The organism is Arthrobacter sp. zg-Y179, assembly GCF_020907345.1.
In the GTDB taxonomy this organism is placed as follows: domain Bacteria; phylum Actinomycetota; class Actinomycetes; order Actinomycetales; family Micrococcaceae; genus Arthrobacter_B; species Arthrobacter_B jinronghuae.
Window position 1 is genome coordinate 378,429 of record NZ_JAJJOB010000005.1, and the last position, 26,502, is coordinate 404,930.

Sequence of the window (26,502 nt, forward strand, 5' to 3'; positions counted from 1 at the left end):
CCGAGGAACCAGTGCCGTTTCGCCACGTCTGCCCCCGCGACACCTTTTTCCTAAGCGCCCCCAAGACCACGGTTACAGGCTTTTCCGTCAGCTCCCGCGGATTGGGGGCGGCAGCGTGACTACCGCCCGCGACGAAGAAGCAGCTTCGCACGTCCCCGCCGGCCCCACCCCGGCATCCGGTTCCGAGGCCGCCACGACACCGGGCTATTTCCCCCGTCTCCTCTCGGCAGCTGCCCATGTAAAACACATCGCCTCAGACAGCGCACTGGACCGGTTCGGCCTGAACCAGGGCAGCTTTCACCTGCTTGGATGCCTTGCCTCAGCGGCAGCTACGGAAGCTGAGCTGGCCAAGGCGACCGGCCAGTCCTCAACGGCTACAAGAGTCCACCTGCTGCAGCTCCAGTCCTCCGGATACTCCGCCCGGGACGAGTCCGGGATCTGGTCGGTTACCGACGCAGGCCTCAAGGCCATGGAGTGCGCAGATCTCGCCCAGGCGGAAGCGACCCTGGACGTAGATGACAGCCAGGAACTCCGGCAGGCGCTGAGCTCCCTCATCTCCTCGCTTGGGCTCGAGCAGCCCGAGGGCGGGACGCAGAAGAAACCCTGAGCTTGCTGGGCGGGGCGAACGCGCCCACCAACTCCTCCCAGCCCTTCTCCAGGCGGGGCAGGCCCATACCTTCCTCACCGCGCAGGTGGAGAAGCAGGCCTGCATCCAGGAAGGCCATCAACTGGTAGGCGGCAAGTTCCGGGTCCGAAACCGTGCCGGTCAGGCGGAGCAGCCCGTCGAGGTGCCGGCGTGCAAAGCTCCGGGACGGATGCTGGTAGCGGGTCCGGGGATCGACGTCGGCCGCCCGGGCCAGCTCGCCAGTCACGTTCAGCGATGCCAACCGTGCCAGGCCGAAGGCAAGCAGCCGGTCCCTGGGCGGCGCCCCTGGCCCCAACGGGGGCGGACCGAACAGGTAGGCGGTCCGGAAACCCTGCTCGGCATGGTCCAGAAGCGCCTGCATCAAGCCGGCGCGGGAGCCGAATCGCCGGAATACCGTCCCCTTGCCCACGTGTGCGCGCTCGGCAAGATCATCCATCGTCAGGGCGTCGGCACCGCCGGCTGCAACGAGTTCCAAAGCTGCTTCGAGCAGGCGGTGGTGGTTCCGGGCGGCATCCACCCGGATACCGGCTTGTGATGGTCCTCTCCCGCTCATGCGGGCCAGTGTAGCGCCGTGGGGAATAAAATCGGACTGTAGTCCGCTTAAAGTCGTGAAGAAGAATCCGTGCCCGTGCCCCATAAGCGGCACGGCCAAGACAGGAGTTCCAATTTTGAGCACCACCATCCTGACCCTCGTCGGCAGCCTCCGCGCCGGTTCCATCAACCGCCAGCTCGCTGAAGCCGCCGCCGCCGGCGCTCCGGAAGGCGTCGAGGTGAAGCTCTTTGAGGGGTTGGGCGACATTCCGTTCTACAACGAGGACATCGATGTAGAGGGGCTCGTCCCCGAAGCAGCACAGGCCCTGCGTAACGCGGCCGCTGCTTCCGACGGCCTGCTGCTGATCAGCCCCGAATACAACGGCACCATGCCCGCCGTGCTGAAGAACGCCATTGACTGGCTGTCCCGCCCCTTCGGCGCCGGCGCCATCTCCGGCATGCCCACCGCCGTCATCGGCTCTGCCTTCGGCCAGTACGGCGGTGTTTGGGCGCAGGACGACGCACGCAAGTCGGTCGGCATCGCCGGCGCCCGCGTGGTCGAGGAAGTTCGCCTCGCCATCGGCGGATCCGTGACGCGCTACGACGGTATCCACCCGCAGGATGATCCGGACACCGTTGCCCAGCTCGGCGAGGCCGTCCGCGTTCTCGCGGAGGCCTCTGTCTCCGTAGCCTAGGCAGACAGAAAAGAGGGACGGACCGTCACTGGTCCGTCCCTCTTCTGCGTTCAGTGTCCTTCTAGTACCAGACCTCGTCCGCCCAGGCCGCGTCCCTCAGGTATTCACGCGCCGGGCCGACGTTCCAGGCTTCACCGTAGGGCGCGAGGACCCCGCTGTTCTGCAGATCAGCCAAGACGTCTTCCGAGCAACCAAGGACCGAGCCGAGTTCCTGCGCGTCCGCTACCACTACTTCTTCATGATCGGCCACCGGATGGGCCCCCTTCCCATAGTGCGCAGGTTCAGCGCTTATCGAGCAGAACTGATTCCCGTTCCGGACTCCAGGTCCGTGCGTACAATCCCATGGCCGCTTCCTCGCGGAGGCTCAGGCCCAGGCGGTTCAGAAGCATGTGTGCCTGGTAGACCGTCAGGTGCTGGGCGCTTCGGCTCAGCCGGGCCTTGTCCGCCCGGTACAAATACGTGTCAATGCCCCGGAACCAGCGCCGCCGCCAGTTTTCGACGGCGGATTCCGCTGCCGTTGCTGCCATCAGCCGATGGGTCGGCATGACCTTCGCGCCAACCTGGACCATCATGGCCTGCCGCACACCGGCGGCCCGGGGACCGAACCCTGCCGTGCAGCTGCGCAGGTGGCTGTCCCAGTAGTAGTCCCAGGAGAGACGGCGCCGGTCCGGCCACGCTGATGCCCGGGGACCTTTCATCATGCTCCGGGCCGCATCGAACAGCAGGAGCGATCCAAGCGCCCAGCGGTTCTGGACCTTGGGGAAGCGCGCCGTGGCCCAACTCGCCAGATCCGAAGAAAGCTCAAAAACCTCTTCCGCGAGGGAAAGCCCCTCCACGCCGCCGTATTTCGCGAGGTCCGCTTCAATACGGGGGTCCTGCGGCTCACCGCCGCCCGGGCTGAGCCGGTCCGTAGCCGGCTCGCTGAACTGCTGGCTGGTTTCCAGGTGCCCGATGACACCGCTTGACTGGTCCTGCAGGGCCACCAACAGAGACTGCAGCCGGTCCAATGTACTCGTAGGTGCGAGCACCCGGAGTTTTACGTGTGCGTTAGCCGGATCCGAGCACCGCGTGAAATACCAGCGCTGCGAGCCCAGAACCTGGGCCTGAGCCGCCAGCGGGGTAACCAGTTCTCCGATGATGCCGTCCGCTACATCAAAGCCCCCGGTATGAATGGAGAGCGACCACCAATGAGTGCTCGGTTGCGTCCGTGAGGCTGGTCGAACTGCAGCTAGCTGGCTCATATGTTTCTTTCCCCTCGGGGTGCGGTTACCGCCACTGGGCGGCCTTTGCAGTGTTCTAGTTACTTGCCTTTGGCCCCTTGGGGGCCCTCAGTTAGAACCAATCCCAGCTCTTCATGATCGCTATCCCCCTTGGGTCTTTGGGCTGATGCTCAGCCGGCGCCTTGATTTGACTCCGAAAGCTTCCCCCGCCGTTGCACGGCCTGTAAATAGCCTCCGATGCCCGGTTCCTGACATGTCCGGATGTGGACCCTCCCGGTTTCTGACCCCCGGCTGCAGCCGCCTCGGAATGCGCCACGACCTGAGGGTTTTCCGCGGCAGGAGCTCCGGGCCGCCGTCGCTGGCATTAACCGGCCATGTCCTGAATTCCAAAGTGTGTTGCGGACACAAAACACTTTTGTCACGTGCGGCCCGGAAACCGCGCCGGCTGGGTAGGGTAGCGGTGGGGGCTACAGCTGATGCTTTGAAAGGATTCGCCGTGCTGTCTCAGGTTTCGCTCGACGTTTACCGCTTTGCCGTAAGTCGTCCGGGGTGGACGGCGAAGGAGGCTTCCGAGGCATTGGGGTACACCAGCAAGGTGATCGATGGTGCCATATCCGAACTGACTGCAAGCTGCCTCCTGCTGCAGCAGAACACGGGCTGCCCAAGCTACACCGCGGTTTCCCCTGATGTTGCCCTCGCAGAACTGGTGGACCCGGATGAAAGGGCGCTGCTGGAACTGCGCGGAAGAATCAGCAACCGCCGCCGGGAAATGGCCGCATTGACCCCTGCCTACGTCGAGGCACGCAAGCGGCTGGCCGCCGATTCGTCGGTGGAGGTGGTCGAGGACCAGGAGAAAGTCCAGCGGGTACTGATCGAGTATGGGCGCAGCGCCACCGACCGTGTCCTGATCGCCCGGCCGGGGCAGGGCGCCAACGCAGACATCCATGAGGAAAGCGTGCAGAAGGATCTGGATCTCCTGCGCGGCGGCGTTCGTAGGCAAACGCTGTACCACGCAAGCACGCGGGACCATGTACCCACCCGCAAGGCCGTGGAAGTTATTACCCAGGCAGGAGGGGAGTTCCGCACCCTTCCCTACATGCCGCTGAGAACCCTGATTTTCGATGACAAAGTGGCGGTTGTGGCCCGCGATCTGCACCCCGGCGACGTTGCCGGGCTGGTGGTGCGGGATACCAACCTGATCCGCATTTTCGGGTTGCTCTTCGAGTTTGCGTGGGGCCTGGCGGAGCCGTTCCTGACTGACAATCCCGGCAGGGAGGGACTCACCAGCACGCAGCGGTCCGTCCTCACGGCGCTGGCCTCCGGTTACTCGGATGAAGCCATTGCCCGACGGGTTGGCATCAGTGTGCGGACCTGCCGCCGCCACATTGCCTGGATGCTGGAGGAGTTGGGCGCCGAGAGCCGGTTCCAGGCCGGGATCAAGGCCCACAAGGCCGGCTGGATCTAAAGGCTCCGCGGGCGGGCTTGGTGTACTAAACAGCCGTTGCCTGACGGTCAACTATCGGGGTTAGCATTAGAGGCATGACCCGCGAGGAATTCTCCGATGCCGTAGAACTGCCCGTTGACACCATGGCTGCTTTGGAACGTGCCGCCGGCTCCCACCGCCACGAGGTGCTGTTCTCCAACCGCGCCTTCCACATCAAGCAGTCCGCGGTACGGGATGTCTTCGACATTTCCATCCGTCCGGGCCTGATTTCCCTGGCAGGCGGGAGTCCCTATCTGCGGTCACTCCCCCTGGAAGAACTTGGCCGGACCGCCCAGCGCATTATTGCCGAGCACGGGCTGGAGGCGCTGCAGTACGGCGGCGGGCAGGGCATGGAAGAGCTGCGCACGCAGGCATGCGAAGTCATGGCCGCGGAGGGCATCCTCGACGCCGATCCGGCGGACATCGTCATCACCACCGGTTCGCAGTCCGCGCAGGACGTTGCAGCCAAGGTCTTCTGCGATCCGGGCGATGTCATCCTCTGCGAGGACCCCACTTACGTAGGGGCGCTGAATGCCTTTGAGGCCTACGAGGTGGACGTACGCACCGTTCCAATGGACGACGGCGGCCTCGTCCCGGAGGCCCTCGAGCAGCGGATCCGCGAGGTGCGCGCCGAAGGTAAAACCATCAAGCTGCTTTACACGATCCCGAGCTTCAACAATCCCAGCGGCGTCACCCTGACCGCCGGGCGCCGGCAGGCGGTAGTGGAAATCTGCCGGCGGAACAACATCCTGATCCTGGAGGACAACCCCTACGGCCTTCTCCGGTTCGACGGCGAACCCCTGGCCCCGATGCGGGCAGGGAACGCCCAGGACGTGCTGTATCTGGGCTCGTTCTCCAAGATCTTCGCCCCCGGAGTCCGGCTCGGCTGGGCGCTGGTCCCCCGCCACCTTTACCGGCGGTTCTACCTCGCCTGCGAGGCAGTGGTCCTCTGCCCCTCGCCGTTGACCCAGATGCTGGTCTCCGCATACCTGCGCGAGTACGACTGGATGGGCCACGTGCGCAGTTCCCGCAGCCTCTACGCCGAGCGTTGTTCCTCGATGCTGGCCGCACTGGATGAACACATGCCCGAAGGCGTCACGTGGACCCGGCCGGACGGCGGATTCTTCATCTGGGTGACGCTGCCCGAGGGTGTGGACACCTATCCCCTGCTCTATGAAGCGATCGACGCCGGGACGGTCTTCATCCCGGGCGCCGCGTTCACGCCCGGCGAGGGCGCCTCGAACAAGCTCCGGCTGGCCTTCAGCGCTGTCTCCTCCGAGGACATTGCCGAGGGCGTGCGTCGGCTCGCACCGATCCTGAGTGCCGCCGTCGCCGCCGTAAAGGTCCGCTAAGCACCCGTGTCAGTGCGCAAAGCCTAATCCAGGAGCAGGGCCGGCTCTTCCAGGATTGAAGCGACGTCCGCCATGAAGCGGGCCGACAGGTCGCCGTCGACCACGCGGTGGTCAAAGGAACCGCCCAGGGTGGTGATCCAGCGCGGTACCACCTCGCCGTCGACCACCCAGGGCTTCTGCTTGATGGTGCCGAATGCCACGATCGCCACCTCGCCGGGATTGATGATCGGGGTGCCCGTGTCGATGCCCAGCGAACCGATGTTGGTGACGGTCAGCGTGCCGCCGCGCATATCGGCCGGCGGAGTCCGGCCCTCGCGGGCCGTCGACGCCAGGGTGTTGAGGGCGATGGCGAGCTCTTTCAGGGAGAGTTCCTGCGCATCCTTGATGTTGGGCACCATCAGGCCCCGCGGGGTGGCCGCCGCAATACCGAGATTCATGAAGTGCTTCACCAGGATCTCGTCGCCGGCCCAGGTGGCGTTCACGGACGGGTTCCGTGCGGCCGCCCAGATCACGGCCTTCGCCAGGATCAGCAGCGGTGAAACCCGGATGCCTTCAAAGTCCTTGGCCGCCTTCAGCCGCTTCACGAACTCCATGGTCCGGGACGCATCCACGTCGACGAAGATGCTGACGTGGGGTGCACTGAAGGCACTTTCCACCATGGCCTTTGCGGTGGCACGGCGCACTCCCCTGACGGGGATCCGCTCGATCCGCGCATCCGCGGCACCCGGGGACCAGAAATCCCCGGCCGACTCGCGCTCTGCTTCACGCTGGGCCTGGTAGCTGATCAGGTCCTGCTTGGTCACCTCGCCGCTCGCTCCGGTGGCGGTGACGTCCGCCAGGTTGATGCCCAGGTCCTTGGCCGCCTTGCGTACCGGCGGTTTGGCCAGCACGCGCTGGATCAGCCGGTTGACCCGGTCCTGGACTGCAGCGGTTCCGGACGACGCCGGGGCAGGAGCCGGAGCCGGTGCTGCGGGAGCAGCGGGTGCCGGTGGAGCAGCGGGTGCCGGCGCTGCCGGCGCCGGTGCTGCGGCTGGTTCCGGGGCCGCTGCCGCACCCGGCGACACGGGGCGACGCGGGCGGCGCCGCACCGCGTCCGGCTTGGGACCGGTGCCGGTCAGCGAGGCCGCCGGAGCTTCCCCTGCCGCTGCGGACAGTGTGGAATCCGGTGCCGCGGGAACCTCTTCCGGCACGGCGGCTGCAGGCCCGCCTGCCGACGCCGGCACCTTCGCCCCGGCGCCGTCGTCGACCGTCACGCTGATGATGGGCGTGCCGACGTCGACCGTTTCGCCTTCCGCAACCATCAGGGAAGAAACCGTGCCGGCGTACGGGGAGGGAAGTTCCACCAGGGACTTCGCAGTTTCGATTTCCACGATCACGTCATTGACGGCAACCGTGTCCCCCGGCGAAACCTTCCACTGCACGATATCGGCTTCGGTCAGGCCTTCGCCCACGTCCGGCAGGCGGAATGTCTTTTCAGTCATTGCAACTCGTTCTTCGTCATGGGGTGTAGGCGGGCGGGCAGGCTCATCAGTAGGCGAAGGAGCGGTCCAGCGCCTCGAGCAGGCGGTCGATGTCCGGCAGGTAATGTTCCTCGACCTTCGCTACCGGGTAGGGCATGTGGAAGCCACCTACGCGAAGCACCGGAGCTTCCAGGGACAGGAAGGCGCGTTCGGCCACGCGTGCGGCAATCTCGCCGCCGATCCCGCCGAAGGTGGGTGCCTCGTGGGTGACAATCAGCCGTCCCGTCTTGCGCACGGACTCGGTCACGGTGTCGAAGTCGATCGGCGAAATGGACCGCAGGTCCACCACCTCGACGGACCGTCCGTCCTCCTCGGCCGCCGCTGCTGCAGCCAGGGCGACGGGGACCAGCGGCCCGTAGGCAACGATGGTCGCGTCGGTTCCTTCGCGGACAATATGGGCAGAGAACGGATCCGACGTCGGTGCGGTGGTGTCGACGTCGCCCTTGAGCCAGTAACGGCGCTTGGGTTCAAAGACGATGACCGGGTCCTTGCAGGCCACGGCCTGCTGGATCATCCAGTAGGCGTCCTGCGGGTTCGACGGCGTGATGATGCGCAGCCCTGCAGTGTGGGCAAAGAGCGCTTCGGGTGATTCCGAATGGTGCTCAATGGAGCCGATGCCGCCGCCGTACGGGATCCGGATGACCACGGGGGCGCTGAGCGCGCCCTCGCTGCGGGAATGCATTTTCGCCAGCTGGGTGGTGATCTGGTTGAAGCCGGGGAAGACGAACCCGTCGAACTGGATTTCACAGACGGGCAGATAGCCGCGCAGGGCCAGGCCGATGGCGGTGCCGATGATTCCGGATTCGGCCAGCGGCGTGTCCATAACGCGGTCCGCACCGAAGTCGGCCTTCAGGCCCTCGGTGACCCGGTAGACGCCGCCGAGGGAGCCGATGTCCTCGCCCATCAGCAGGGAGTTCGGGTGGTTTTCGAGGGCTGCGCGCAGACCGGCGTTGATGGCCTTGGCCATGGTCATGGTGGTGCTCATGCGGTGTGCTCCCGGGCAGCGGGGTTGGTGGTGGCGGGGTCGGCGTCGTCGGCGCCGGCAAATCCGGCTTCGTACCGGCGATGTTCATCCAGCTCTTCGCGGATCAACGGATGGGCCTCTGCGTAGACGTCGGCGAAGGCGTCTTCAAAGCCCGGCGCCTCCATCTGCTGGACGTTCTCGCGGAGCCGGACGGCCATGTTGCGGCCTTCCTCGCGGAGTTCCTCAAAGAACGCATCATCGGCCAGGCCCTGGCCGCGCAGGTACTTTTCCATCCGCAGCAGCGGGTCCCGGTCCAGCCAGGCTTCTTCGTCGGCGCTAAGACGGTATTTGGTGGGATCGTCCGCCGTCGTATGCGCACTCATCCGGTAGGTGAAGGCCTCGATGAGCACCGGTCCGCCGCCCGAACGGGCGTGTTCCAGCGCCCAGCGCGTCACCGCGTGGACGGCCAGGACGTCGTTGCCGTCAACGCGCACTCCCGGGAAGCCGTAGCCCTGTGCCCGGTTGGCCAGGGGGATCCGTGACTGGACTTCGGTGGGCACGGAGATGGCCCAGTGGTTGTTCTGGCAGAAGAAGACCACCGGTGCGTTGTAGGACGCGGCAAAGACCATGCCTTCATGCACGTCGCCTTCGGAGCTCGCCCCGTCGCCGAAGTACGCCACAGTGGCTGCTTCGGGCAGCTTGGGGTCGACCAGCCGGTCGCGGGCCATTCCCATCGCATAGCCGACGGCGTGCGGCACCTGGGCGGCCAGCACCAGCGTGTAGAGGTGGAAGTTGGCCTCGCGGGGGTCCCAGCCTCCGTGGGAGATGCCGCGGAAGCGCCGGAGCAGCTGGGCGAGTTCCAGGCCCCGGGTGTAGGCGACGCCGTGTTCCCGGTAGGTGGGGAATACGTAATCCTGCGGCTTCAGGGCCCTGCCGGAACCGATCTGCGCGCCTTCCTGGCCGGTGAGCGGAACCCACATCACCAGTTCGCCCTGGCGCTGAAGCGCAGTGGCTTCTTCATCGAACCGGCGGACCAGGAACATGTCCCGGTAGAAACCGCGGAGTTCCTCGGAAGTCAGGCCCTGGATGTAGCTGCCGTAGGTGTCGTCCTGCAGAAGCTCGCCGTCGATGCTGAGCAGCTGGACCATGTCCGGGACAGGGTTTTCCTCCGGAGCGCCCATGAGGGATTGCTCGAGTCCGGCCGAGTCGAACTCACTGGCCGGCAAATGTCCTACGTCCATGCCTTCTCCTTGCCTGGACAGCCGAAAGCCGCACCGCGCTGGAAATATACTTCGCAGGGAATACATTCCCGGCGTCGCATATAAGTGGAAGTTACCTTCCAAAGCCTAACGACGGCGCGGCTTCCGTCCCTACCTAAGACACGCTAGGAAACGCGTGGGCCTTTTGTATAAGTCGCACATAACGCCAGGAACCGCGTGTTTGCTTCCTCTTCACCGATGGTCACCCTCACACCTTCGTTGCCGAAGGCCCTAACCGCCAGTGCCTGCTGCCCTGCCAGAGCTGCAAACTCGGGGGTGTGCTCTCCCAGGGCCAGCCATACGAAGTTCCCCTGCGCAGCCGGAATGGACCATCCCAGCGCTTCCAGCCCCTCCACAACACGGGTCCGTTCGGCAACGAGTCCTTGTATTCTCTCCACAATTTGGTCGTGGTGCCGGAGAGAGGCCACGGCAGCCTGTTCGGCGATGGTGGACACCGCAAACGGGACAGCCGCCACCCGGAGGTGCTGAGTGATCGGCGCGTGCGCAATGGAGTAGCCCACGCGCAGTCCGGCCAGTCCTGCACCCTTGGAGAAGGTCCTCAGCACCACTACGTTGGGGTGCCTGCGGTACATTTCGACGCCGTCGACGGCATCCTCGTCCCGCACGAAATCCTCATAGGCTTCATCGATGACCACAATGATGTGGGTGGGGATCCGCCGGAGGAAGTCCTCTACCTGTGCTGTCGTCAGGACCGGACCGGTCGGGTTGTTGGGGGTGCACAGCAGAATCACCTTGGTCCGTTCAGTGACTGCGTCGGCCATGGCCGCCAGGTTGTGCGTGCCGTCGGGGTTCAGCGGCACCTGGACGCTCCGGGCGCCGGCCAGGCCGACGCTGATGGGGTATGCCTCAAAGGAGCGCCAGGGGTAGATAACCTCGTCCGCTGCTCCGTCCGGGTTCTGTCCGGCAAAGGTGGCGAGCAGCTGGTTTAGTGCTCCCAAGCTGCCGCCGCCGGTAACGATGTCTTCCGCGGGAACGTCCAGGAAGGTGGAGAGTTCATTGCGCAGCGCAGTGGAAAGCGGATCCGGATAGCGGTTCACCGTTGCGGCCTCGTTTATCGCATCCAGCACGGCCGGCAGCGGCGGAAACGGGTTCTCATTGGAAGAAAGTTTGTAGCTCTGGAGTCCTTCTACAACCACCGGCGGCTTGCCCGCGGCGTATTGGGGCAGCTTCCCGATAACGGGCCGTGGGGCGATGCCGGGTGCGGGAACTTCAGCTGCGTCGGTGTCATTCTCGGTAGTGGTCATGGCGTTAACAGTAATGGTCCATTTTCTGCCAGCATGGGGGCATGTTCTCTCTGTTGCTGCGGATAGTCTTGAACGCTGTCGCCCTCTGGGTGGCCGGTTGGCTTTTGCCTGGCCTCACAGTGAGCGCGCCGACGGGGAGCCTCAGCGGCGATCCGGTTATCGATACGGTGCTCGCGTATCTTTTCGTGGGCCTGATTTTCGGCGTGGTGAACGCCCTGGTCCGCCCCATCGCACAGGGGCTGACCTTGCCGCTGGCCATCCTGACCCTTGGGTTGTTCCGCATAGTCATCAATGCCGCCATGCTCGAGCTCACCTCCTGGCTCAGCAGCTACACACCCATCCGCTTCGAGGTTGATTCCTTCTTCTGGACCGCCATTCTGGGCGCTGTTGTCATCAGCCTCGTGTCGCTGGTTCTGGACACGGTCACCGGGAGCCGCAAGCGAAGCCGGAGCGGGAGCCATAACTAGCCGCTCGAAACAGGACGTGAATCGGCTTCGGTCCGCTGGAAGCCAGGGCCGACCGGGGGCCGGTAGCCCTCCCTCGGACCCGGCGAAGGTCTCGGCACAACCCTCACTTCCCGCTGCGGCAGTTCTTCCCGGGAGAGACGGTACAGGTGCCTGGTTGCAACGGTTCCGGCTGCAACAGCGGCACCGAGGGATGCCACCGACGCCCGCAGCGAAGCATCATCACTGGCGTCTGCGAGCGCGGCACCCCGACGGTAATTGTCCAGCCGGTGCCCGGGACCCAAACCGGCGTCCTCCCCCTCCGGCGTGGCCACCGGATTTGTCAGGGTCATGGTGACCCGGTCCGGTGTATCAGGATTGGGGATGCCATCGATCGCGGGCACCCAGTCCTGCACATGCTCCAGGTGCAGTGCGGGGATACCCGGGGGTAGATCGGCAGCTCCCGTGTGGCTGCCTGCGGTCAGCAGGAACGCCACGTTGTAGTCGCTTTCCTCCGCCAGGTGCGCGGCAACGCGGGTGGCGTGGTCGCCGCCCTGACTGTAGCCGCAAAGAATGACGGCGTCCTCCGCTTCAGCCCCGGCCAGCCGCAGGGCTTCCTGCACCCCCGCCGCAACGTAGGAACTGTCTTTCAGGGTCGGTTCGAAGACGCCCATGGCATCGAACGGATTCTCGCTTCCGGGGGAAATCCCGGGGCTCTGCGTACCGGGAAGAGTGACAACGAATGTCTTCTTTCCGTCGCTCACCGTGATCGGCAGGACTTCGATCACGCCTGGCCTGTTTTCCCGCAACAGTGCCTCCGACCGCTCCAGCAGGCCGGCAGCAGTTCCGTCCAGGCGTACGTGGCCTTGTTCGCCTGGCAGCTCCGATACCTCCACTGGCCGCAGCTTCCCCCTCCCCGCGCCGTAAAGCAGGAGCAGGGCAGCGCGCATCAAGTTTTCGGCGGCAGGATCGGCAAGGACCGTTTCCGCCTGACGCAGAGGAGGGAACCCCTCGACCCAGGGATACGGGGGAAGAAGTAAGAAATAAGGCAGCCGCGCCTTGATTTGCCCTTCGGCTTCAGCATAGGCACGGGCGCTCTCCCGGACCCCGTCCGTAAGGGCATCGACGGCGGAAGCGGAACTCCTCAAGGCGTGCGCGGCCTCCTGCATCCGCAACCGCACCCGGTCAGCCGACGCCGAGCCGCCGCTTACGGCCCCGACCTCCAGCCAAAGCTCCGTCACCCTCTGCCCAAGCAGCCGCAGGCGATCCGTCGTCGATTCCAGCCTGCCGGCAATCCGGACCAGGTCCTCGTACTGGACCAGAAGGCCTGCGGCCCCTCCCCGCACCTCGTACATCCGCCCGTCGCAGGTTCCTATCTCCGCCATGGTCAGCTCCCCACAGCCAACATGAGCGGGTCCTGCTGCAGCTCGCCCGCAGCTGACCGAAGCTGCAATGAAATGTCGGGGACCCCCTGCGCTACTGCAAGGAGCTCATGCCGGAACGCGTCTGCCGCGGGGGACTCCCACTGGACAACTGCGGAGTCAGCAACCTCGCGCTCGAGCTCGTCGGTTTCCACGGCAAACGCCAGAAGCAACCGCTGCGTCTCCGCGGCGAACGCTGCAGCAGCCATTTGGTCCATCAATTCCTCCCTCGGGTGACGGATTGTCTCCATCCGGTGTGGCCCCTGGCCGGGGTTTCCGGATACAGGGCCGGGTCAGCAGGGGTCCGGACGGCAACCCACAAGAACGACGCCGGTCCGTCAAGGGTGCCGGGCCTGTCACCTGACCGATGCGTCCCGGGCACCCCCGGTGGAAACACGGAGGACCCGTTCCCTTCGACCCCTGGCTGTTGAGGGACAGTGGTCCGCCCAGGCGAACATGCCGAGCAGCGATGAGTCACACACCAACGTCGCTGCACCGGCATGAAAGAATTACCGCATGGCCGAATCCGAACCCCGTGTCTCCCTCGCTTCCGTAACTCCCGCTATCGCCTTGGGCCCGCTGGACGGCCGCTACCGCAGCGCCACCGCGCCGCTGGTGGACTACCTGTCCGAAGCCGCCCTGAACCGGGACCGGACCCATGTGGAAGTGGAATGGCTGATTCACCTGACTTCCAACGCCGTCCTGCCGGGCACTGCGCCGCTTACGGAAGACCAGCAGAGCCGGCTGCGCGAAATCGTCACGAGCTTCGACGGCAACTCCGTGGACGAGCTGGGCGAAATTGAAAAGCGCACCGTCCACGACGTCAAGGCCGTCGAGTACTACATCGCCGATCGGCTTCCGGCCCTCGGCCTCGAGAACCTGAAGAGCCTCGTGCATTTCGGCTGCACGTCCGAAGACATCAACAACCTTTCCTACGCGCTCGGCATCAAGGGCGCCGTCGAGAACGTCTGGCTGCCGGCCGCGCAGGACCTGGTGGACCAGATCGCCGCGATGGCGGAGGACACCCGCACCGTACCCATGCTGTCCCGGACGCACGGACAGCCGGCCACTCCCACCACCCTGGGCAAGGAACTGGCCGTCACCGTCCACCGCCTCACACGCCAGCTGCGCCGGATCCGCAACACTGAGTTCCTGGGCAAGATCAACGGCGCCACCGGCACCTACGCAGCACACTATGCCGCGGCTCCGCAGACCGACTGGCAGCAGGTGGCGCGCAGCTTCGTGGAAGGCCTGGGCCTGGCCTGGAATCCGCTGACCACGCAGATCGAATCCCACGACTGGCAGGCCGAGCTTTACGCAGACATCGCCCGCTTCAACCGGATCCTGCACAACTTCTGCACGGACGTCTGGAGCTACATCTCCATTGGCTACTTCGCGCAGGTCCCGGTGGAAGGTGCCACCGGCTCCTCCACCATGCCGCACAAGGTCAATCCGATCCGCTTCGAGAACGCCGAAGCAAACCTCGAAATCTCCAACGGCCTGCTGGACACCCTGGCTTCCACCCTGGTCACCTCCCGCTGGCAGCGCGACCTCACCGACTCCTCCTCGCAGCGCAACATCGGTGTGGCCTTCGGACACTCGGTGCTCGCCGTTTCCAACGTCGCCAAGGGGCTCCAGCGGCTGCACGTCGCCGAGCAGGTCCTGGCCGAAGACCTGGACTCCAACTGGGAGGTGCTCGGGGAAGCGATCCAGATGGTGATGCGCGCCGAAGCCGTAGCCGGCGTTGAGGGCATGGAAAACCCCTACGAACGGCTCAAGGACCTCACCCGCGGCCACCGCGTGGATGCCGAGCGGATGAAGGAATTCATTGCCGGCCTTGGCCTTCCCGCGGAGGCCGAAGCCCGTCTGCAGGCCCTCACCCCGGCAAAGTACACGGGTATTGCGGACACCCTGGTGGACCACCTCAGGTAGGCTGCCCGCTTAAAACCAAAACGACGACGGCGGGAGCCGGGCTCGCAGCCCGACCTCCCGCCGTCGTCGTTAAGTAGTTAAGTTACCGAAATCCCGCGGCTAGTCCGCCGCGGCGAGCTGGCCGCAGGCGCCGTCGATTTCCTTGCCGCGGGTATCCCGGATGGTGGTGGGGATGCCGGCGTCGATCAGGTGGTTGATGAACTCCTGGATGACGTCGGGCTCCGGCGACGTCCAGATGGAACCGGGCGTGGGGTTCAGCGGAATCGGGTTCACGTGCACCCAGCCGCGGCCGCGGGCGTTGAGCTTCTTGGCCAGCAGGTCCGCACGCCAGGCGTGGTCGTTCATGTCCTTGATCAGCGCGTATTCGATGGAGACGCGGCGGCCGGTGACGCGGTAGTAGTTGTACGCGGCGTCCAGGGCCTCGTCCACCTTCCACCGGCTGTTGACCGGGATCAGCTCGTCGCGCAGCTCGTCGTCCGGCGCGTGCAGGCTCAGCGCGAAGGTGACCGGGATGTTCTCCTCGGCGAGCTTCTTGATAGCCGGCACCAGGCCCACGGTGGAGACGGTGATGTTGCGGGCACTCATGCCCAGGCCTTCGGGAACCTCGGCGGCCATCCGGTGCACGGCGTTCATCACGCGCTTGTAGTTAGCGAGCGGCTCACCCATGCCCATAAAGACAATGTTGGTCACGCGCTCGGCGTCGTGGCCGCCGTCGCGCCGCTTGCCGCCGAGCCCGCCTTCCTTGATCACCCGGTTGGCCTGGACAATCTGGTCCAGGATTTCCGCGGTGGACATGTTGCGGGTCAGGCCGGCCTGGCCGGTGGCGCAGAACGGGCAGTTCATGCCGCAACCGCACTGGCTGGAGACGCACAGGGTGATACGGCCCGGGTAGCGCATCAGCACGGACTCGACTAGGGAGCCGTCGAAGAGCCGCCACAGGAACTTGATTGTGTCGCCGTTGTCCGTGGTCAGGCGCTTGATCTCGGTGAGCAGCGTGGGGAACATTTCGCCCACCAGCTCGTCACGGCGTTCCTTCGGGAGGTCGCTCATGGCTTCGGGGTCAGTGGTGTAGTGCTGGAAGTAGTGCACCGACAGCTGCTTCGCGCGGAACGCGGGCAGGCCCAGGGATTTCAGCTTCTCCTGGCGTTCGGCCAGCGTCATATCGGCCAAATGGGCCGGCGGCTGGGACACGCGCGGCGACTTGAACTGCAGCAGCGGGCGGCCGTCGGGTTCCTTGGCCTGCTCCCAACCCTCCGTGGCGGGACGGACCTGAGGTCCGGTGGCGGTGGGAACCGAGCGGACACGGCGCTGCTTTTTGGCGGAGTTTTGATCAGGGGAAGAATCGACAGTTGACATCGCTACTATTCTCGCACGATTCGCATATCCGGAACATTCCTTTTGCCGGGACGGCACACGGCCGAAACACGGGTGAAACGCCGGGCTCCTAGCGTGGAAGCACTACCCCTGACGCTGGAGGCAGCATGTCGGATTTGCGACCCTTTTCCGGATTCCGTCCCTACTCCACCCCGCACCTGCGGATCCGCGAAGTGCCGTGGAGCAACCCCGTGGGCGCTGACCTGCGCGAGGCCCAGCAGGCCGAACTGGACGCCCGTTACGGCACGATGGAACACGATCCCAACCCGCCCCGCGCCGGCGATTCCGCAGTTTTCCTCATTGCCTATGAGCGCAGTACGGGCCAGCCGCTGGGCTGCGGCGGGCTTCGGCGGCTGGATACCACGACGGCGGAGATCAAGCGTGTGTATGTCCTGCCGTATGCGCGCGGTTCAGGAGTGGCGACAGCGGTCCTCGGGGCCTTGGAGGCGCGCGCGAAGCAGATGGGATTCGCGGTCCTCACTGCAGAGGCAGGCTCCGCCCAGCCGGACGGCCACCGCTTTTACGAGAATGCCGGTTACCGGGTGGTGCCGAACTTCGGCCCGTACATCGCCTCCGACGGGTCTACCTGTTATTCCAAAACCATCGGCGCCGCGCTGGAGCACCGGTTCTAGGTGACCCGGGCCGGCTGCGAGCGCCGGACGGGCCTAGTAGTCGATCCGTTCCGACGCCGCGGTCCAGGCATCGAACGGGGCCATCGCCGGGGTGCCTTCCACGGCCAGCTGGGCAACCTGCATGGAACGCTGCTCCACCGGTGTTTCGAAGTACTCGTAGAAGACGGCGTCATCGAACCCCGCGCTGGCGGCGTCGTGCCGGTCCGCCGCGAAAACCACGCGGTCCACGCGGGCCCAGAGCGAGGACGCCAGGCACATGGGGCACGGTTCGCAGCTGGTGTAGAGCACCGCACCCGTGAGATCGAACGTGCCCAGCGTGGCGCACGCGTTGCGGATGGCCGTTACTTCGGCGTGTGCGGTGGGATCGTTGTTCGCTGTCACCCGGTTCACGCCCTCAAACGCGGCACCTTCGGCGGTCACGACGACGGCGCCGAACGGTCCGCCGTCGTTGGCCACGTTCTCGGTGGCAAGACGAATGGCCTGGGCCAGGTAAATGTCGTCCGACGTGCTGCTCATGGCTTCTCCCTTGGTCCGCTTATGCCAGGTAGATAGCCGGAAATGCCCGGCCCGCCTTCGCAGCAGTGAGACTAGCAGTTATTGCTGTGCGGACGAATATGGGCTGGTCATATTCGGTGGCACGGCGCCGCCGGGCCGGGGCAGCTAGGACGGTGCAACCGGCTAGGGCGTCCCCTCGAACCGAGGCGGCATTGTGTAACGGGTTACCTTGGCCGGGTCGACCCAGACGACGAATCCACTCCTGTCATAGATCCGGCGGTACTGGATAGTGTCCTCGGAATCTGTCCCTAGCAGCCAGTCACCGTCCTGCCACACCAACGTGTAGGTAACCGCTCCATACAGGTAGGTGAACCCTCCCGTGGCGATATATGCCACTTCCACGCGTGCCTCGCGGGCGGTGTAGGAAAGCAGCCGAAAGCCAACAATGCTGACGCCTCCGGAGGACTCCGGTGGATCGGGAGTCGAGTTGGTCTGCACGAGTTCATCGCGGTACCGGCCGTCGGCCAACACATAGTCCAGCCATGCCTCCATCATTCCGGGATCATCCGTTGTGCCGTTCACCATTGCATTGGCTGCGGCGAACACCGCACCTTCGGGAGTGTGCTGGAAACAGTACCGATACCCGGAAGGTGCCGTCATGGCCGGGCCCGCAGTGGGAGACGCGGGATAGGCCAGACCACCCTGATAGCTCCACGATGCCTCGGGTGCCGATGAGATAAGCCTGCCCTCCGTGTCGAAGCCCGTCAGGCCGCAGACGCTCGGGTCCGGGTCGAGACCCGCGGACGGCGTCTCCGGGAGCGGAGAGGCAGCCTCAGCAGGCGGTACCTGCTTGACCTGCCCTTCCGCCTGTTCAGTGCCGAGACTCACTCCTATGAGGATCCCGGTGCCGGCGACCAGGACTGCCGTTGCTGCTGAGGTAAGCAACTTCCACCGGCCCTTCTCGGGGTGACCCTGCGGCGGATGGGAAGGCGGCCCGAAGGGTGGATAAGCCGGGGGCACGGGTTCCTGCTGCCTATGTCCGGACCCGGGGCTGCCTTCCGCCCCGGGCTCTTGTCTGTCCGTCATGGTTTCTCCCTTGGTTGCACGGCACTCTAGCCAGCGGATAAAGGTGGAAGATTCTCAGCTTCCTCATCTGGGGACAAGGAGCCATAGCAATGCAGCTGTGGAGGTATAGACACACTGGAGCCAGGCCGGCTACCGGCCGCAGGGGTTCCCGGCTACCCGTTGTCAGCAGCGGCGGGCAGTGGGAGTGTGAAGGAACAGCGTGTTACCCGCACATTCCCCGTGGGCTCTCCGCCACGATGCGCGCCCGCGGGCTTCCTAAAAGGACCCGTCATGGAACGCATGATTTTCCCCAACCTGCCGGTGGCAAACCTGAAGACCGCAGAGAACTTCTATCTGGGTCTCGGATTCACCAAGAATCCGCAGTTCAGCGATGAACGCACCACAGCCATTGTCGTCTCGGACAGCATTGTGGTGATGCTGCTGCAGCAGGACTATTACCAGGAGTTCCTGCCCGAAGGGGACACACCGCACCTTGCTTCCGCCGGCAAGGAAGTGCTGAACGGCATCAGCTGCGACAGCAGGGACGAAGTGGACCGTTTCCTGGCCGCCTGCACCTCCGGCGGGGGTGCCCTCTACGCTCCGGCAGAGGAACGCATGCCCGGAATGTACAGCGGCTCGGCCACCGACCCGGACGGACACGTCTGGGAGTTCATGTGGATGGATCCCGCCAATGTGGAGCCGCCCGAGCGGACCTTCGAAGTGTCCTCCAACGCGACGGTGCAGGAGCAGAACTCCGCGCTTTGACCGGACCGGAATGCGGCCCGGCCAAAGCGTGGGCCGACTACTTGACCGCGCCCATGGACAGGCCGCGGACCAGTTGCTTCTGCGCCACCCAGCCGGCAATGACGACCGGCAGCGAAGCCAGCACGGACGCCGCCGAGAGCTGCGCCAGGAACAGGCCTTCGCTGGTCATCTGGGACACCAGGAAGACCGGAACCGTAGCCGATTGGCCCGCGGTGAGGATGAGTGCGAAGAAGAACTCGTTCCAGGCGAAGATCACGCAGATCAAGGCCGTCGCGGCAAGGCCCGGTGCGACCATGGGCATCAAGACCCGCCAGAGGGTTTTCATGAGCCCGGCTCCGTCCATCTGCGCCGCCTCAAGCACCTCCCCGGGCACCTCCAGGAAGAACGAGCGCATCATCCACACGGCGATGGGCAGGTTCATTGAGGTGTACAGGACCACCAGCGTCCACACGTTGTCCAGTACTTTCAGCTGGCCGGCTATCACGTAGATCGGCATGATGACCGCGACAACGGGCAGCATGCGGGTGGAGATAAAGAAGAACAGCACGTCCGAGGTCTTCTTCACCGGCCGGATACTCAGGGCATAGGAGGCCGGCACCGCCAGGAGGATCACGAGGATAGTGGAGACGCCGGTGGCGATCGCCGAATTGATGAAATAGCTGCCGGCCCCGCTGTCCAACACGGCCCGGTACTGGTCCAGCGTGGGGGCGAAGAAGAACACCGGAGGGTCTGATGCGGCAGCGGACTCCTGCTTGAAGGAGGTCAGCACCATCCAGAGCACCGGAGAGAAGAAGACCAGGGCAAGCACCCAGGTCACCGTGGTGAGAATTGGTGCGGAGTTGAACTTCCGGGCGGGTTTCCGGACAGCGCCTGCCGTAGCGGGAGTCTGCTCTCCTGCAGGAGGAGTAGGTGCAGCGGTTTGGGTAGCCACGTCGTTAATCCTTTACGTCGAAGCTTCGGAAGATCAGGCGCAGTGCAAGGGTTGCCACAATCATGGTTGCGATGACCACCACCACACCCATGGCGGCTGCCTGGCCGATGTCGAAGCCGAGGAAGGCCCGCTGGTAGATGTAGAACGGCAGATTGGCGCTTGCCGTCCCGGGTCCGCCGGCGGTCATGAGGTAGATCTGGTCGAAGGTGTTGACCACGTAGATGGCCCCGAGCAGGACGCCGAGTTCGATGTACCGGCGCAGCTGCGGAAGTGTCACCGAGATGAAGGTGCGCCACCAGCCGGCGCCGTCCACCTGGGCTGCTTCGAGTACGTCCTTGGACTGCGCCTGCAGGCCCGACAGGACCAGCAGCATCATGAACGGGGTCCACTGCCAGACCAGGGCCATCAGGATGGACACAATGGGATGCTGGGACGTCCAATCCACCGGCGGGATTCCCACCAGTCCGATAATCCAGTTCAGCAGGCCGTAGCTGGGGTTCAGGATGGAATAGGTCCACAGCAGCGAACTTGCCACCGGCATGATCAGGAACGGCGTAATAAGCAGGGTGCGGACAATGCCGCGGCCGGCGAAACTCCGGTCCAGCAACAGGGCGAAAATAATGCCCAGCAGCATGGCGAAGAAAACGCAGGCGACGGTGAAGATCACGCTGTTCAGCGCCGCGCCCCGGAACGTGGAGTCGGAGAAGATGTCCGCGTAGTTTGCCAGACCCACAAACTCGTTGCCTTCGGGACGCAGCAGGTTCCAGTTCTGCAGCGAGTACCAAAGGGTGAAAAGGAACGGAACCTGGGTCACGACCAGGGTGAAAATCAATGCGGGCAGCAGCGGTAACCGCCGCCGCCATCCTTCAGCCGACGACATTCCCCCGGATTGCCGCTCCGCCGCGGCCTTCCGGGCGCGTACCTGTTGGCGTTCCACCAAGGTGGACATCAGCTGCCTCCATCCTGGTAGCTCTCAGCCACCGTCTCGGCATAGCCCTGGGATTGTTCCAGCGCTTCCTCCACTGTCTGCTGGCCGGCGATCGCAGCGGATATCTGCTGGGCCACCCGTGTCCCCAGATCCTGGAATTCCGGAATACCTACAAATTGGAGTCCGGTGTACGGCACGGGTTTCACCATGCTGTTTTCCTGTGAAGCCCCTGCCATGGCATTCAGCGTCGGCTCGGCGTAGGCGCCCGCCACTTCTGCGTATCCGGGGTTTTCGTAGGTGGAAAGCCTGCTGCCCGGGGGAACCCGTTCCCAACCGATTTCCTCGCCGACCAGCTGGATGTACTCCTTGTTGGTCATCCACGAGACAAAGTCCCAGGCAGCGTCTTTCTGCTCGCTGGTGGTGGGGATGGCCAAGGACCAGCTGTAGAGCCAGCCTGACGATTCCGTTTCCTGCACCGGGGCCGGGGCATAACCTGTCTTGCCGACCACAAGGGAGGATGAGGGGTCTTCAACGGTGGAGACCATGGCCGTGGCGTCGTACCACATGGCCGCGCTCCCCTGGCTGTAGAGCGTCAGGCAGTCACCGTAGCCGCTCGTGGCAGCACCGGCCTGGCCGTAGGCCTGCACCAAGTCCACATAATCTGTGACCGCAGCTTCCACCTCTGGGGAATCCAGGGTCGCGTTCCAGTTTTCGTCGAACCAGCGGCCGCCGTAGGTGTTAATCACGGTGTCCAGCGGCCCCATGACCTCGCCCCAGCCGGCCAGCCCGCGCAGGCACACTCCGTCGATGTCGTTTTCCGGATCATCGAGCTGTTCAGCGAACCCGCGGATGTCCTCCCAAGTGGGTTTGGCCGGCATGGTCAGGCCGGCCTCTTCGAACAGGTCCTGCCGGTAGGCGAGGAAGGAGGACTCGCCGTAGAACGGAACGGAATACAGGTCTCCTTCATAGCTCAGCGCCTCGCGGATTGTCGGAACAAAATCGTCCGGATCATATCCCTCAGTGCTGTCCGCATAGTCCTGGAGATTAGTGATCCATCCGTTTTCCGCCCACATCGGCGTTTCGTAATTGGAGATCATCACGACGTCGAATTCCCCGCCCTGCGTGGCAACAGAGGCAGTGATCTTCGCCCGTGCCTCGTTTTCGGGAAGCGATACAAAGCTGACGTCAATGTCCGGATACTGGGCCTTGAATTCGTCCTGGAGCGTGATTGCGTCCTGCATCTGCGGATTGGAGACAATGGCTACGACAATCTCATCCCTGCCCTCTGCCTCGGAACCGCCGCAGCCGGTCAGCGCCAGGGCGGCTGCTGCTGCGGATGCCAGACCCGCTCGAAGCCGGTAACGGCGGTGGTTGCGATTCCCCCTGCTGCGTCGAAATCTCATCTGGTCACCTTTGCTCATTTGAGACAGCGGTTCCGCTCACGTGGGCGGAACACTACGTTCCTCCATTCGAGTGGACAAGGTCTATCACTGAGTTACCGGATCAATCGGCAAAAAGCGCTTCCAAAGGCAAGGGGCAGAGAAGAATGGTCGCGGAATAGGGCAATGAGGAATAACCGCGGCGGCAGGCCGGGAAACGTTTGCTGACTAAGCCGTCCCGGCCTGGGTGCAAATGGTATCCATAACTACTTCCGCAGCTCCCTCGCCGGGTTCGCAGCTCAACCGCACTTCAATTTCGGAAACAGCGGCCAACGAGGCTAGATGCGTGCCGCCGCAAGGGATGCTGACCGTGCCGTCGGGCAGTTCGCAAACCCAGCTGCGCATGCCGGTAAGAAGGTCCGATTCGCGCTCGATGCGGACCTCGGCGTCGGATGCCACCCACTCGGCCAACCTTGCGTTCACGCCCTTTTCCACGGCTGCCAGGTCCGCCAGCAGAGCGTCCGGCAGGAAACCCTTGCGGCGCAGGGACTTTCCCAGCCGGTAAACATCCCGGGAACCTCCGGGCAGGATCGTCGTCGTTTCGATGGCCAGGGCATCGAAGTCAGGGCTGCCTGCCGCGTCTGCCTGCACCTCTTTCTTCCAGGCGCCCGCCAGCTGCCGGTTCAGCGCCAGGGAAGCGAGATGGCAGGCGGTGTGCCCGGCCGAGAGCGCGGCCCGGTAGCCGCCGTCGACACTGACTTCCACCCGGTCCCCCTCGGCAATCCCGGCATCCTCCGGAAGCACATGAACCACCACGGACGCCCAGCCCTCGGTGCCCTTGCGGACGGGAATGTCCCGCCCCAGGAACAGTGCGGCACCGTCCGTGGCGCCCACCACGCAGTCCAGCAGGGGCACCTCGCGGCCGTCCGGCGTCGTGAGTGTTGCCCGGTCCGGCCCTTGGTCCGGCCAGCCGGCGTCCACCGGGTGTACGGGAGTGGCGTCCAGGAGCACCGCAAGCCTTCCGTCCGGCAGTGTCTCCACGTGGAGTACGGCTCCCGTGCCCGTCAGGGCTCCGGCGGGATAGGTGACGGCGGTATCGATTTTCGGCAGGCTCATCCGCCCCAGCGTACCGAACCGGACCGGATGAATTGTGAGCCCCGCCACTGGATTACGCTGTGCGGCGGATCTGCGGTAAAGTTGAGACCACGCCGCGGGGTGGAGCAGTTCGGTAGCTCGCTGGGCTCATAACCCAGAGGTCGCAAGTTCAAATCTTGCCCCCGCAACCAAGAAAAAGATCCCGATCCGGAACCCGGATCGGGATCTTTTTTGTCGTGTTCTCCGCCCGGCAGCGACCACGCCAGCCGGCCGACGAGGCTCCGGCCGGATTTCCCGCCCTATACTGGCGCTTTCTGCACCGGAATCGGTGTGTTCCGATTGGGGGAATCGTGACCATGGGCATTTCAGCCGGCCCGCGCCCGGCCGCAGCGGGCCTGGCCTTGCTGGTAGCCGTCCTTGCCGGCTGCGGCACCGACGCGGCGAGCACTGACACCAGCAGGCCCACCGCTTCCAGCTCGCCTTCGGCGTCGCCCGCAGTGAAATCGACGGAAAAAGCATCAGTGAAGGCCAAACCCTCCCCTACGGCAACGCCGACGAAGAGTCCGGCGCCGACGTCGTCCGCTTCCCAGCGCGGGCTGGGAGTCAAGGGCAACGTGGAGACGGCCCACGGAACCTACCTGCAGGTTTCGCCGGCCGAAGATGATCCGGCGTGGACCCTCGATCCGGCGGTGGTGGAGCCGAAGCTGCTTTCCCTGTACTCGCAGGAGCAAATCGAGGAAGCGCACCGGAACAACCTGGCCTTTATGGTCGAGGAAGGGCTCGACTCCCCGCTTAACGGCGGCGCCTGGACGCCGGAGGAGTGGTGGGCCGCGAACAGGCAGCGGATCGCTCCGGAGCTCCAAGGCATGGCTCAGCAGAGTCTCAACGACGGTTCGCCCTTTGGCGGAATCGTTATGCAAAGCACCTTCCACCAGGAGCGTTACGGCGATTCCTACCGGTATATCTACGAACCGGACCGGTCACGCTTCACCAAGCTGGACATTGAAGTCCTCGAGGTATGGCTGGCCGACGATAACAAGAGCATCGTCACCGAGATTTCCGCAACCGCGGAAATGGAGGTGGCACCCGGTGCCGGCGAACCGGGAACCAACACACAGGTCATCGAGGCGTCCATGACGCTGTGTTCCCGGCCCGGGCAGAGCGCGGGCGAATGGCTGATCACGGACTGGCGCAACAAGTTCCAGGTCACGGCGGGTTGAGCGTGGCAGACAATGCCGGGTTCGCCGCATGAACGCCGTGCGGCCCCAGCACTCGGTTCTTTCCGGCCGGTTTGTCCGGCTCGAGCCGCTCACCTTGGACCTGATCCCGGACCTGCACCGGGCCATTGCGGTGCCGGAGGTCTTTGCCGGCGGATACGGCGGCGGGCCGGCCGGGCTGCACCCCGATTTGGACGGGTTCATTGCGTGGGCCCGCGCCTATTACCGCTGGGACGAGCTGCCGTTCGCGGTGCGGATGGTCCACGGGAACCTTCCGGGGGCGGTGGTGGGCACCAGCAGCCTTGCCGACCTTGACCTGCCCGGCGAAGCGGCGCAGCTGGGCTGGACCGCCTACGCTCCCGCTGTCTGGGGCACGGCGGTCAACGCGGAAACGAAGCTGCTCCTGCTCGGCTCCGCCTTTGCCGCCGGTTTCGGGCGGATCAGCATCCAGGCGGACGCGCGCAACACCCGTTCCCGTGCCGCGATCAGCGGAATCGGCGCCGTGTTCGAGGGTGTCCGACGCCGGGACAAACGCCGCGCCGATGGCAGCTGGCGGGACACCGCGGTGTACTCGGTCCTGTCCGACGAATGGCCGGCAGTCCGCGCCGGACTCGAGGAACGGCTGGAACGGTTCGCAGCGGGTCTGCCCGATGCCCGGCCGCCGCTGGAGTAGCATCCCGGACAAAGCGGAAATACGGCAAAGCGGCCGGAACGAAAAGGCGGAGCCTCCATGAGCACGAACTACGGCGATTATCAGCTTGGTATCTACATGAACGGCGCACGCGGCGTCCTGCCGGATCTGCCGATGAGCTCCGCCGGCATGGAGGAATTGGCCGAAAGCAGGATGGATCCACGGATTCTGGGCTACCTGGCGGGCGGCGCCGGCAACGAGCACACCCAACGTGCCAATGTGGCTGCCTTTGAGCGGCTCGGCATCATGCCGCGCATGATGGTCGGAGCCGCCCAGCGCAACATGGGCATCGATCTGCTCGGCCACCGGCTGCCTTCTCCCCTGTTCTTCGCCCCGGTGGGGGTACTGGGTGCAGTGGCCGACGACGGCGATCTGGCGACGGCGGCTGCTTCCGCGGAGCTGGGCATCCCAATGGTTGCCTCCACCCTCTCCTCTGCTCCGCTGGAACAGGTCCGTGCAGCCGCCAGTGAAACACCCGGGTTCTTCCAGCTCTACCCGCCCGCCGACCGGGAGCTGGCTGAAAGCCTGGTGCACCGTGCCGAAGCAGCCGGGTACTCGGGCATCGTCATCACCTTGGATACGTGGGTGAATGGCTGGCGGCCCCGCGACCTCAGTGCCGCGTACCTGCCGATGCTCTCCGGCCAGTGCCTGGCCAATTACCTGACCGATGACAGGTTCCGGAAGCTCCTGGCAGACCAGGGGTCACCGGATCCCGCCGCGCCCGTCATGCTGTGGGCCTCGCTGTTCGGCAACCCCACGATGACGTGGGAGGACCTGGAGTGGTTCCGGTCCATGACGTCGCTGCCGATCATCCTTAAAGGCATCTGCTCCCCCGAAGACGCCCGTCGCGCGTTGGACGGCGGGATGGACGGGATCTACTGCTCCAACCACGGCGGGCGGCAGGCCAACGGCGGCATCCCTGCGATCGATTGCCTGCCCGGCGTCGTCGAAGCCGCCGACGGCGCGCCCGTGCTCTTCGACTCCGGGGTGCGGTCCGGCGTGGACGCACTGCGGGCGCTGGCATTGGGCGCGACGGCGGTGGGCATCGGCCGGCCCTACGTCTACGGTCTGGCGGCGGGCGGGCAGGCGGGAATCGCCCATGTCATGCGCAGCCTGCTCGCCGAAGCGGACCTGACCATGGCGGTCAACGGCTATCCGGATCTGGCCTCGCTGCGCGGATCCCTGCACCGGCTCTAGGA

The 26,502-nt window shown here is 65.0% G+C and carries 27 protein-coding genes and 1 tRNA gene; 12 read left to right on the forward strand and 16 right to left on the reverse strand.

What is annotated here, in order from left to right; all coding sequences use genetic code 11:
• The first annotated feature begins 115 nt into the window (after positions 1-115).
• Positions 116-607, forward strand: coding sequence for a hypothetical protein (locus LOC56_RS04950; RefSeq protein ID WP_229951037.1), 492 nt, complete (start codon positions 116-118; stop codon positions 605-607).
• Here the strand turns inward: LOC56_RS04950 and LOC56_RS04955 are convergent.
• A complete protein-coding gene (locus LOC56_RS04955) occupies positions 552-1,199 on the reverse strand; it encodes a TetR/AcrR family transcriptional regulator (protein WP_229951038.1) in 648 nt (215 codons plus the stop codon). The two genes, LOC56_RS04950 and LOC56_RS04955, sit on opposite strands and share 56 nt — an antisense overlap.
• A 112-nt stretch (positions 1,200-1,311) precedes the next feature.
• Here LOC56_RS04955 and LOC56_RS04960 point away from each other — a divergent pair, with 112 nt between their 5' ends.
• Positions 1,312-1,872 (forward strand): NAD(P)H-dependent oxidoreductase, encoded by a 561-nt coding sequence (locus tag LOC56_RS04960; protein ID WP_229951511.1) that lies wholly within the window; start codon positions 1,312-1,314, stop codon positions 1,870-1,872.
• Between the two features lie 61 nt (positions 1,873-1,933).
• Here the strand turns inward: LOC56_RS04960 and LOC56_RS04965 are convergent, their stop codons facing one another.
• Both LOC56_RS04965 and LOC56_RS04970 read right to left on the reverse strand, forming a co-directional pair.
• Complete coding sequence (locus LOC56_RS04965; protein WP_229951040.1) at positions 1,934-2,122, reverse strand: hypothetical protein; 189 nt, start codon at positions 2,120-2,122, stop codon at positions 1,934-1,936.
• A gap of 31 nt (positions 2,123-2,153) precedes the next feature.
• Positions 2,154-3,113 carry a lantibiotic dehydratase C-terminal domain-containing protein gene (locus LOC56_RS04970; RefSeq protein ID WP_229951041.1) on the reverse strand — a complete coding sequence of 320 codons (960 nt, stop codon included), beginning with the start codon at positions 3,111-3,113 and terminating at the stop codon, positions 2,154-2,156.
• A 475-nt stretch (positions 3,114-3,588) separates the two neighbouring features.
• Here LOC56_RS04970 and LOC56_RS04975 point away from each other — a divergent pair, with 475 nt between their 5' ends.
• Positions 3,589-4,557 (forward strand): helix-turn-helix transcriptional regulator, encoded by a 969-nt coding sequence (locus tag LOC56_RS04975; RefSeq protein WP_229951043.1) that lies wholly within the window; start codon positions 3,589-3,591, stop codon positions 4,555-4,557.
• A 74-nt stretch (positions 4,558-4,631) separates the two neighbouring features.
• On the forward strand, positions 4,632-5,927 hold the full coding sequence (locus LOC56_RS04980; RefSeq protein ID WP_229951044.1) for an aminotransferase-like domain-containing protein: 1,296 nt from the start codon (positions 4,632-4,634) through the stop codon (positions 5,925-5,927).
• A 23-nt stretch (positions 5,928-5,950) separates the two neighbouring features.
• Here LOC56_RS04980 and LOC56_RS04985 read toward each other — a convergent pair whose 3' ends face one another.
• The 4 genes from LOC56_RS04985 to LOC56_RS05000 form a co-directional block, all read right to left on the reverse strand.
• Positions 5,951-7,408, reverse strand: a complete 1,458-nt coding sequence (locus LOC56_RS04985) for a dihydrolipoamide acetyltransferase family protein (RefSeq protein WP_229951047.1) — start codon at positions 7,406-7,408, stop codon at positions 5,951-5,953.
• A 46-nt stretch (positions 7,409-7,454) separates the two neighbouring features.
• Entirely contained in the window at positions 7,455-8,432 is a 978-nt protein-coding gene (locus tag LOC56_RS04990) for an alpha-ketoacid dehydrogenase subunit beta (protein WP_229951049.1), read from the reverse strand.
• Positions 8,429-9,652, reverse strand: coding sequence for a pyruvate dehydrogenase (acetyl-transferring) E1 component subunit alpha (gene pdhA / locus LOC56_RS04995; RefSeq protein ID WP_442860064.1), 1,224 nt, complete (start codon positions 9,650-9,652; stop codon positions 8,429-8,431). The genes LOC56_RS04990 and pdhA overlap by 4 nt, the downstream gene beginning before the upstream one ends.
• A 143-nt stretch (positions 9,653-9,795) precedes the next feature.
• Positions 9,796-10,935 carry a histidinol-phosphate transaminase gene (locus LOC56_RS05000; RefSeq protein WP_229951050.1) on the reverse strand — a complete coding sequence of 380 codons (1,140 nt, stop codon included), beginning with the start codon at positions 10,933-10,935 and terminating at the stop codon, positions 9,796-9,798.
• A gap of 41 nt (positions 10,936-10,976) precedes the next feature.
• Between LOC56_RS05000 and LOC56_RS05005 the strand changes: the two genes are divergently transcribed.
• A complete protein-coding gene (locus LOC56_RS05005; protein WP_229951051.1) occupies positions 10,977-11,402 on the forward strand; it encodes a phage holin family protein in 426 nt (141 codons plus the stop codon).
• Here the strand turns inward: LOC56_RS05005 and LOC56_RS05010 are convergent.
• A complete protein-coding gene (locus LOC56_RS05010) occupies positions 11,399-12,763 on the reverse strand; it encodes a WXG100 family type VII secretion target (RefSeq protein WP_229951053.1) in 1,365 nt (454 codons plus the stop codon). The genes LOC56_RS05005 and LOC56_RS05010 overlap by 4 nt on opposite strands.
• 2 nt (positions 12,764-12,765) lie before the next feature.
• A complete protein-coding gene (locus tag LOC56_RS05015; RefSeq protein WP_229951055.1) occupies positions 12,766-13,017 on the reverse strand; it encodes a hypothetical protein in 252 nt (83 codons plus the stop codon).
• Between the two features lie 298 nt (positions 13,018-13,315).
• Between LOC56_RS05015 and purB the strand changes: the two genes are divergently transcribed.
• Positions 13,316-14,731 carry an adenylosuccinate lyase gene (gene purB / locus LOC56_RS05020; protein ID WP_229951056.1) on the forward strand — a complete coding sequence of 472 codons (1,416 nt, stop codon included), beginning with the start codon at positions 13,316-13,318 and terminating at the stop codon, positions 14,729-14,731.
• A 99-nt stretch (positions 14,732-14,830) separates the two neighbouring features.
• Here the strand turns inward: purB and rlmN are convergent, their stop codons facing one another.
• Positions 14,831-16,087 carry a 23S rRNA (adenine(2503)-C(2))-methyltransferase RlmN gene (gene rlmN / locus LOC56_RS05025; RefSeq protein WP_229951057.1) on the reverse strand — a complete coding sequence of 419 codons (1,257 nt, stop codon included), beginning with the start codon at positions 16,085-16,087 and terminating at the stop codon, positions 14,831-14,833.
• A gap of 125 nt (positions 16,088-16,212) precedes the next feature.
• Between rlmN and LOC56_RS05030 the strand changes: the two genes are divergently transcribed.
• Positions 16,213-16,737 (forward strand): GNAT family N-acetyltransferase, encoded by a 525-nt coding sequence (locus LOC56_RS05030; RefSeq protein WP_229951058.1) that lies wholly within the window; start codon positions 16,213-16,215, stop codon positions 16,735-16,737.
• Between the two features lie 33 nt (positions 16,738-16,770).
• On the opposite strand, the gene LOC56_RS05035 is transcribed toward LOC56_RS05030, so the two are convergent.
• Entirely contained in the window at positions 16,771-17,253 is a 483-nt protein-coding gene (locus LOC56_RS05035) for a nucleoside deaminase (RefSeq protein WP_229951060.1), read from the reverse strand.
• 162 nt (positions 17,254-17,415) lie between these two features.
• Complete coding sequence (locus tag LOC56_RS05040; protein WP_229951062.1) at positions 17,416-18,120, reverse strand: hypothetical protein; 705 nt, start codon at positions 18,118-18,120, stop codon at positions 17,416-17,418.
• Between the two features lie 468 nt (positions 18,121-18,588).
• Between LOC56_RS05040 and LOC56_RS05045 the strand changes: the two genes are divergently transcribed.
• Positions 18,589-19,062 carry a VOC family protein gene (locus LOC56_RS05045; protein WP_229951064.1) on the forward strand — a complete coding sequence of 158 codons (474 nt, stop codon included), beginning with the start codon at positions 18,589-18,591 and terminating at the stop codon, positions 19,060-19,062.
• Between the two features lie 37 nt (positions 19,063-19,099).
• On the opposite strand, the gene LOC56_RS05050 is transcribed toward LOC56_RS05045, so the two are convergent.
• The 4 genes from LOC56_RS05050 to LOC56_RS05065 form a co-directional block, all read right to left on the reverse strand.
• Complete coding sequence (locus LOC56_RS05050; protein ID WP_229951513.1) at positions 19,100-19,891, reverse strand: carbohydrate ABC transporter permease; 792 nt, start codon at positions 19,889-19,891, stop codon at positions 19,100-19,102.
• Between the two features lie 106 nt (positions 19,892-19,997).
• Positions 19,998-20,942, reverse strand: a complete 945-nt coding sequence (locus tag LOC56_RS05055) for a carbohydrate ABC transporter permease (RefSeq protein WP_229951066.1) — start codon at positions 20,940-20,942, stop codon at positions 19,998-20,000.
• Positions 20,942-22,324, reverse strand: a complete 1,383-nt coding sequence (locus LOC56_RS05060; RefSeq protein WP_229951068.1) for an ABC transporter substrate-binding protein — start codon at positions 22,322-22,324, stop codon at positions 20,942-20,944. The genes LOC56_RS05055 and LOC56_RS05060 overlap by 1 nt, the downstream gene beginning before the upstream one ends.
• A gap of 204 nt (positions 22,325-22,528) precedes the next feature.
• A complete protein-coding gene (locus LOC56_RS05065; RefSeq protein ID WP_229951070.1) occupies positions 22,529-23,416 on the reverse strand; it encodes a metal-dependent hydrolase in 888 nt (295 codons plus the stop codon).
• Between the two features lie 93 nt (positions 23,417-23,509).
• On the opposite strand from LOC56_RS05065, the gene LOC56_RS05070 reads away from it, so the two are divergent.
• The 4 genes from LOC56_RS05070 to LOC56_RS05085 all read left to right on the forward strand — a co-directional run bounded on the left by LOC56_RS05070 (position 23,510) and on the right by LOC56_RS05085 (position 26,500).
• Positions 23,510-23,586 (forward strand) — tRNA-Met (locus LOC56_RS05070).
• Positions 23,587-23,751: 165 nt separating this feature from the next.
• Positions 23,752-24,615, forward strand: a complete 864-nt coding sequence (locus tag LOC56_RS05075) for a hypothetical protein (RefSeq protein WP_229951072.1) — start codon at positions 23,752-23,754, stop codon at positions 24,613-24,615.
• 28 nt (positions 24,616-24,643) lie between these two features.
• Positions 24,644-25,285 (forward strand): GNAT family N-acetyltransferase, encoded by a 642-nt coding sequence (locus LOC56_RS05080; RefSeq protein WP_229951074.1) that lies wholly within the window; start codon positions 24,644-24,646, stop codon positions 25,283-25,285.
• Positions 25,286-25,342: 57 nt separating this feature from the next.
• The gene (locus tag LOC56_RS05085; protein ID WP_229951075.1) at positions 25,343-26,500 is read left to right on the forward strand and encodes an alpha-hydroxy-acid oxidizing protein; all 1,158 of its coding nucleotides are present in this window, start codon (positions 25,343-25,345) and stop codon (positions 26,498-26,500) included.
• Positions 26,501-26,502: the final 2 nt, after the last annotated feature.

Excerpts from the sequence above, each read along its gene's own strand:
- LOC56_RS04955 (WP_229951038.1), bottom strand. The coding sequence starts at position 1,199 with ATGAGCGGGAGAGGACCATCACAAGCCGGTATCCGGGTGGATGCCGCC.
- LOC56_RS04970 (WP_229951041.1), bottom strand. The coding sequence starts at position 3,113 with ATGAGCCAGCTAGCTGCAGTTCGACCAGCCTCACGGACGCAACCGAGC.
- LOC56_RS04980 (WP_229951044.1), top strand. The coding sequence starts at position 4,632 with ATGACCCGCGAGGAATTCTCCGATGCCGTAGAACTGCCCGTTGACACC.
- LOC56_RS04985 (WP_229951047.1), bottom strand. The coding sequence starts at position 7,408 with ATGACTGAAAAGACATTCCGCCTGCCGGACGTGGGCGAAGGCCTGACC.
- LOC56_RS04990 (WP_229951049.1), bottom strand. The coding sequence starts at position 8,432 with ATGAGCACCACCATGACCATGGCCAAGGCCATCAACGCCGGTCTGCGC.
- pdhA (WP_442860064.1), bottom strand. The coding sequence starts at position 9,652 with ATGGACGTAGGACATTTGCCGGCCAGTGAGTTCGACTCGGCCGGACTC.
- LOC56_RS05000 (WP_229951050.1), bottom strand. The coding sequence starts at position 10,935 with ATGACCACTACCGAGAATGACACCGACGCAGCTGAAGTTCCCGCACCC.
- LOC56_RS05005 (WP_229951051.1), top strand. The coding sequence starts at position 10,977 with ATGTTCTCTCTGTTGCTGCGGATAGTCTTGAACGCTGTCGCCCTCTGG.
- LOC56_RS05010 (WP_229951053.1), bottom strand. The coding sequence starts at position 12,763 with ATGGCGGAGATAGGAACCTGCGACGGGCGGATGTACGAGGTGCGGGGA.
- LOC56_RS05015 (WP_229951055.1), bottom strand. The coding sequence starts at position 13,017 with ATGGACCAAATGGCTGCTGCAGCGTTCGCCGCGGAGACGCAGCGGTTG.
- purB (WP_229951056.1), top strand. The coding sequence starts at position 13,316 with ATGGCCGAATCCGAACCCCGTGTCTCCCTCGCTTCCGTAACTCCCGCT.
- rlmN (WP_229951057.1), bottom strand. The coding sequence starts at position 16,087 with ATGTCAACTGTCGATTCTTCCCCTGATCAAAACTCCGCCAAAAAGCAG.
- LOC56_RS05030 (WP_229951058.1), top strand. The coding sequence starts at position 16,213 with ATGTCGGATTTGCGACCCTTTTCCGGATTCCGTCCCTACTCCACCCCG.
- LOC56_RS05035 (WP_229951060.1), bottom strand. The coding sequence starts at position 17,253 with ATGAGCAGCACGTCGGACGACATTTACCTGGCCCAGGCCATTCGTCTT.
- LOC56_RS05045 (WP_229951064.1), top strand. The coding sequence starts at position 18,589 with ATGGAACGCATGATTTTCCCCAACCTGCCGGTGGCAAACCTGAAGACC.
- LOC56_RS05055 (WP_229951066.1), bottom strand. The coding sequence starts at position 20,942 with ATGTCCACCTTGGTGGAACGCCAACAGGTACGCGCCCGGAAGGCCGCG.
- LOC56_RS05060 (WP_229951068.1), bottom strand. The coding sequence starts at position 22,324 with ATGAGATTTCGACGCAGCAGGGGGAATCGCAACCACCGCCGTTACCGG.
- LOC56_RS05065 (WP_229951070.1), bottom strand. The coding sequence starts at position 23,416 with ATGAGCCTGCCGAAAATCGATACCGCCGTCACCTATCCCGCCGGAGCC.
- LOC56_RS05075 (WP_229951072.1), top strand. The coding sequence starts at position 23,752 with ATGGGCATTTCAGCCGGCCCGCGCCCGGCCGCAGCGGGCCTGGCCTTG.
- LOC56_RS05080 (WP_229951074.1), top strand. The coding sequence starts at position 24,644 with ATGAACGCCGTGCGGCCCCAGCACTCGGTTCTTTCCGGCCGGTTTGTC.
- LOC56_RS05085 (WP_229951075.1), top strand. The coding sequence starts at position 25,343 with ATGAGCACGAACTACGGCGATTATCAGCTTGGTATCTACATGAACGGC.